Annotated in this window: 5 protein-coding genes; 4 read left to right on the top strand and 1 reads right to left on the bottom strand. The window is 63.6% G+C overall.

All coding sequences use genetic code 11. The annotated features are described in order from the left end of the window. On the bottom strand, nucleotides 1–1428 hold a 1428-nt coding region (locus tag VFW45_16020; protein ID HEU5182293.1), incomplete at its 3' end, for a hypothetical protein. 235 nt (nucleotides 1429–1663) lie between these two features. Here VFW45_16020 and VFW45_16025 point away from each other — a divergent pair. The 4 genes from VFW45_16025 to VFW45_16040 form a co-directional block, all read left to right on the top strand. Further along, on the top strand, nucleotides 1664–2062 hold the full coding sequence (locus tag VFW45_16025; GenBank protein HEU5182294.1) for an FKBP-type peptidyl-prolyl cis-trans isomerase: 399 nt from the start codon (nucleotides 1664–1666) through the stop codon (nucleotides 2060–2062). A gap of 85 nt (nucleotides 2063–2147) precedes the next feature. Continuing rightward, on the top strand, nucleotides 2148–2801 hold the full coding sequence (locus VFW45_16030) for a glutathione S-transferase family protein (protein HEU5182295.1): 654 nt from the start codon (nucleotides 2148–2150) through the stop codon (nucleotides 2799–2801). Continuing rightward, a complete protein-coding gene (locus VFW45_16035; GenBank protein HEU5182296.1) occupies nucleotides 2798–4051 on the top strand; it encodes an MFS transporter in 1254 nt (417 codons plus the stop codon). The genes VFW45_16030 and VFW45_16035 overlap by 4 nt, the downstream gene beginning before the upstream one ends. A 276-nt stretch (nucleotides 4052–4327) precedes the next feature. After that, the coding region (locus VFW45_16040; protein ID HEU5182297.1) for a hypothetical protein at nucleotides 4328–4898 on the top strand (571 nt) is incomplete at its 3' end.

The following is a 4898-nucleotide window of genomic DNA, read 5'->3' on the forward strand; positions in this document are numbered from 1 at the left end:
ATTGTCCTGCAGCCCGCCGGCGATGCGATAGGGATCCGAATTGTCGGCCGCGATGCGGTAGAACTGCCCCACGGCCATGCGGTTGAGATACTCCCAGTTCTTCGCCCGGTCGTGCGAGATGTAGACGCCGCCGTCGTTGCCAATCAGGATCTGGTTGGGATCCAGGGGATTGACCGCGATGGCGTGGAAGTCGACGTGGACGTCGGGGCTGCCGGAGCGGCGGAAATTCTTGCCGCCGTCATCCGAGATCGCCAGGTCCCATCCCGGCAGGTAGACGCGCTTCTCGTCGTCGGGATCGACCGCGACGCGCGAGAAGTAGAAGGGGCGGAAATTGATGTCGCTCAACCGCTGCCAGGTCTCGCCCCGATCGTCGCTGCGGAACAGCCCGCCGGAAGTGGACCGGTCCTCGAAGGAGATTCTCCCCGTCCCGCCGAAATCGCTCTCCACCACGGCCAGGAGCACCTTCGAGTTCTTGGGATACAGCGTCAATCCGATGCGGCCGGTGCGGGGAGGCAGCCCGCCGGCGAGCTTCTTCCAGGTCCTGCCGGCATTGTCGGAGCGGAAGATCCCTCCCGTCTCGCTGTTGCCGGTGAACGACCAGGGAGTGCGCCGCCGCGCGTACATCGCCGCATAGACGGTGTCGGGGTGCGCCGGATCGAGGATGACGTCGCAGGCCCCGGTCTTGTCGTCGACCTTCAGAACATGACTCCAGGTCTTGCCGCCGTCGGTGGTCTTGAAGATGCCGCGCTCCGGGTTGGCCCCCCACAGGTGGCCGAGCGCCGCGACGTAGCAGACGTCGGGGTTGCGCGGGTCGACCGCCAGCCGCGGGATGTCGTGGCTCTGATCCAGCCCGAGATGCTTGAAGGTCCCTCCGGCATCGGTGGAGCGGTAGACGCCATTCCCCCATGAGGAGGAATTGCGCCCGTTTCCTTCGCCCGTGCCGACCCAGACGATCTTTCCCTTGCCCCGCTCCGCCTCGGACTTCTTGTCTTCCTCCTTCTTCTCCTGCCCGGCGGGGGCCCCACCGGCTGCCGCCTGCTTCTCCGCCTCGGCTTTCTCCTCTTTCCATCCGGGCCAGTCGGGGGGCGCGTCGGCCACGGCGATGGCGCCGATCGACAGCAGCGGCTGCTTGTCGAACACCGGCGTGAAAGTCACTCCCAGGTTTTCGGTCTTGAACACGCCGCCGGTCCCGAAGCCGACGTAGAAGCTGGTGCGGCTGCCGGGGACGATGGCGAGCGCAGCGACGCGCCCTCCCATGTTGGCCGGGCCGACGCTGCGCCATGAGAGGCCCGAGAAGTCCTTGGCGGCCAGAGGGCGCTCAGTGGCGGCCTCCTTGCCGCTCTTCGAGGGGGAAGCGGCGGGAAGCAACAGAGAGAACAGGGCGATCGCAAGCAGGGTCGCACGTCGGCGGAGGCGGGCTACAGGCACGGCGCGTCCTCTACGAGGGTTGGGTTGTCGGGATCGAAAAATCGAGGGGGGATTTTATCCGAAGGCCACCTGGCGTAAAAGCCGTATGCTAGAATCCGTACTTCACGGTATCCATTATCGGGAACTTCCCGGATCTCTTTCCTCCTGGAGGCGTAGTCTCATGCGACGGAGAACGGCCTACGTAGTGCGTGTAATCACGGTCCTGGCTGCCTGCGGCCTGGCCACATCGGGCGTCATGGACGATTACAAGAAGAACCAGGCCTTTCTCGAGGCGGCCGCCAAGGAGGAAGGGGCGGTCAAAACCTCCTCCGGCCTTATCTTCAAGGTGCTGACCCCCGGCACGGGGGACGTGAGCCCCAAGCTCACCGACACCGTAAAGGTCCATTACAAGGGCACTTTCCCCGACGGCAAGGAGTTCGACAGCTCGTATAAGCGCGGCGAGCCGACCGAGTTCCCGGTCAACAAGGTCATCAAGTGCTGGACCGAGGGGCTGATGCGGATGAAGACGGGCGAGAAGGCGCAGCTCGTCTGCCCGCCCGGGATTGCCTACGGCGACAAGGGATTCGGCAACGGCATCGTCCCCCCCGGCGCCGTTCTCGTCTTTCAGGTCGAGCTGCTCGAAATCAAGAAATAGCCCGCGAAGGGAATCCCCGCGCCGGGTCGTGTGTTTGCGCGTTCGACCGGGGCACCCCCGCTCCGGCCTTCTTCGGGAGAAGCTCATGCTCAAGCTGCATCATTTCGATCGCTCCCCATTCGGATGGAAGGTTCGGATCGCCCTGGCGGAGAAGAAGGTTCCCCACCAGGTGGTGGTCCCCGAGAACAAGGCCGAAAGCGCCGAGTTCGGGCGTCTGAACCCCTATCGCCTGACGCCGGTCCTGGAGCTGGAGGACGGGCGCACCATTTATGAGTCGTCCATCATCAATGAGTACCTGGAGGAGGCGTATCCCAACCCGGCGATGCTGCCGAAAGACCCCTACGAGCGCGCCCGGGTCAGGATGCTGGAGGACACCACCGACCAGTACCTCTACCCGGTCCTGCGCGACCTGCGCAACGCCCAGTACGAATATGCGCCCCCCTTCCTGATCCCGAAGAAGCAGGTCGACGGTGCAGCGGTCGAGGCTGCCAAGAAGAAGCTGCACGAGCACCTGGCCCGGCTGGATCGGGAGCTCGGCTCGCGGCCCTGGTTCGGCGGTGAGGTCTTCTCGCTGGCCGACGCCGCGCTCGTTGCGCCGCTGGCCGCCTCGCTGCCGCTGCTGGGCATCCTGCCCGATCCCAAATACGCGAACCTGGCCGCCTGGGCGCGCAAGGTCTCGGAACGGCCCTCCGTCCTCGAATCGGCTCCCAAAGAGCCGTTGCGTATCAAGAAGGATTGATCGGGAAAGTTCTCGCCTCCTATCGCAGGGCCTTTTCCGGCCTGCCCAAGCCCGTCTGGATCCTTGCTTTCGTCGCCTTCGTGAACCGGAGCGGCACCATGGTGGTGCCGTTCCTGGTTCTTTACCTGACGGAGGCGCGCGGCTATTCGGCCACCGCGGCCGGCAGAATGTTGGCCTTGTACGGCCTCGGCGCGATCCTCGGGACCTACCTGGGAGGATGGCTCTCGGACAAGGTGGGGACGCGGCGGGTCCTGCTCTCCAGCCTGTGGTCCGGCGCCGGCGCCTTTCTCCTGCTCGGCTTTCTGCGGGAGCGCTGGGCGATCGCCTGCGCGGCCTTCTTCCTCAGTCTTGTTTCGGAAGCCTTCCGTCCGGCGCTCGCCACGGCGACGGCGGAAGCCTCGCCGCCCGGTGAGCGTGGGCGCGCCTTCGCGCTGAACCGCCTGGCGGTCAACATCGGAATGAGCTTCGGGCCCGCCGCCGGCGGCTTCCTCGCCCAGATCAATTACTTCTGGCTGTTCATCGCCGATGCCGCCACATCGTTTCTGGCCGGCTGGGTGCTGCTGCGGTCGTTCCGCAAGCTGCCGGTGCGCCCGGCGCCGCATGAAACCAAGACCGTGCCGGGCGGCTCTCCCTGGTCGGACGGTCCCTTCGTGGCGCTCATTTGCCTGATGACGCTCTACGGGCTGGTCTTCTTCCAGCTCCTCGGAGCCTACCCGCTGACGCTGCGGGGTCAATTCGGTCTGTCGGAAAGCTGGATCGGAATCAGCCTCGCGGTGAACACGGTCTGCATCACCTGCTTCGAGATGCTGCTGGTGCACTCCCTGCGGCGGCGCGATCCCTACAAGGTCATCGGATTAGGGTCGTTCCTGCTTTGCCTTGGCTTCGCGCTGCTCCCGTTCGGCACGGGACGCGCCTACGTGATCTTCACCGTGCTGATCTGGACCCTTGGCGAGATGTTGTCGCTGTCGATCGTCTCCGGCGTGGTGGCGGAGCGCGCCGGAAACTCGAACCAGGGCCGCTTCATGGGTGCTTTCGCCCTGAGCTTCGCCGTCGCCTTCGTCGCCGCCCCGCTGCTCGGCACCTGGGCTTACCAGAATTACGGCCCGCAAATTCTCTGGCCCGCCTGCGGAGTGCTGGGCATCGCCCTCTGGATCGGCTTCAACCTTCTTTCTCGCGTGGCGGCTAGGCAGTCCCTGCCCCTGGCAAGCCACCCCAACCCTGAGCAGACCTCACCTTCGAACGCCGTCTGAAGGGACGGAAGCCTTGGACTTCGCGGCGGGGCCCCCGTAGTAACGTCCGCGAAGTCCATGCACCGTACTCGCAGCACTATTTTTTATGGCAGGTCAGCGTATTTGGGGTTTCTCGTGTGCGGGATCCAGACAGCAAAAAGTCTATCCGGTTGCCTCTAGGGGGCTTCCCTGGCTCGTTCGGTTGCAGCATAATTCCTTTAGTACTGACCGGGCTCGCAGTGATATCGAATAACGCAGATCGGCACAAGTATAGTTAGGTGGACAGGAACGTCTGTGATGAAGCAGTGGTACTTGGTGTGGGCTCGCGGCCACCATGGATTTCCGCAGCCGGAAGACGGTTATTCAGTCTGTACATACCGCAACTGGTGTGCTCGGTGTGGCCAACACGACGAACAAATTGCCCCATTTCGAGTTCGGCGCGCTTTGGCCGGGCACTCCCATTTTCTCCAGTTGAACTGGCAGTTTGATGTCTTCTTTGTTTCTTCGGAGGTTGGAGCTCGAATCGTGTCGGAGGGCATTTCTGGTGTGGACCTCGGGCCGGTATTGGAGCATAAGTCGAGTCGGGAGATGCCCGAGCGCCAGCAATTAATGATACGAACAATTGCCGCATGCGCGGAGACTTCAAAACTGCCGAGGGTCACGTGTCAGCCGAAGAATGAAGAGTCTGCGTATGACGCCTTCGGTATTGGCGAGAAGCGATATCCGACCACTGCGCCATACTGCGGACGTGTGAAGCACCATGCACCGACAACACTCGCTGTCGATCCGATAGCACTGTTCGATGCGCCTGATCTGGTCCTGACCGCAGAATGGTTTGGAAGCGGAGGAAGTGCATTTCGCCTTGTGC

The organism is Candidatus Polarisedimenticolia bacterium (assembly GCA_035764505.1).
Lineage (GTDB): Bacteria > Acidobacteriota > Polarisedimenticolia > Gp22-AA2 > AA152 > AA152.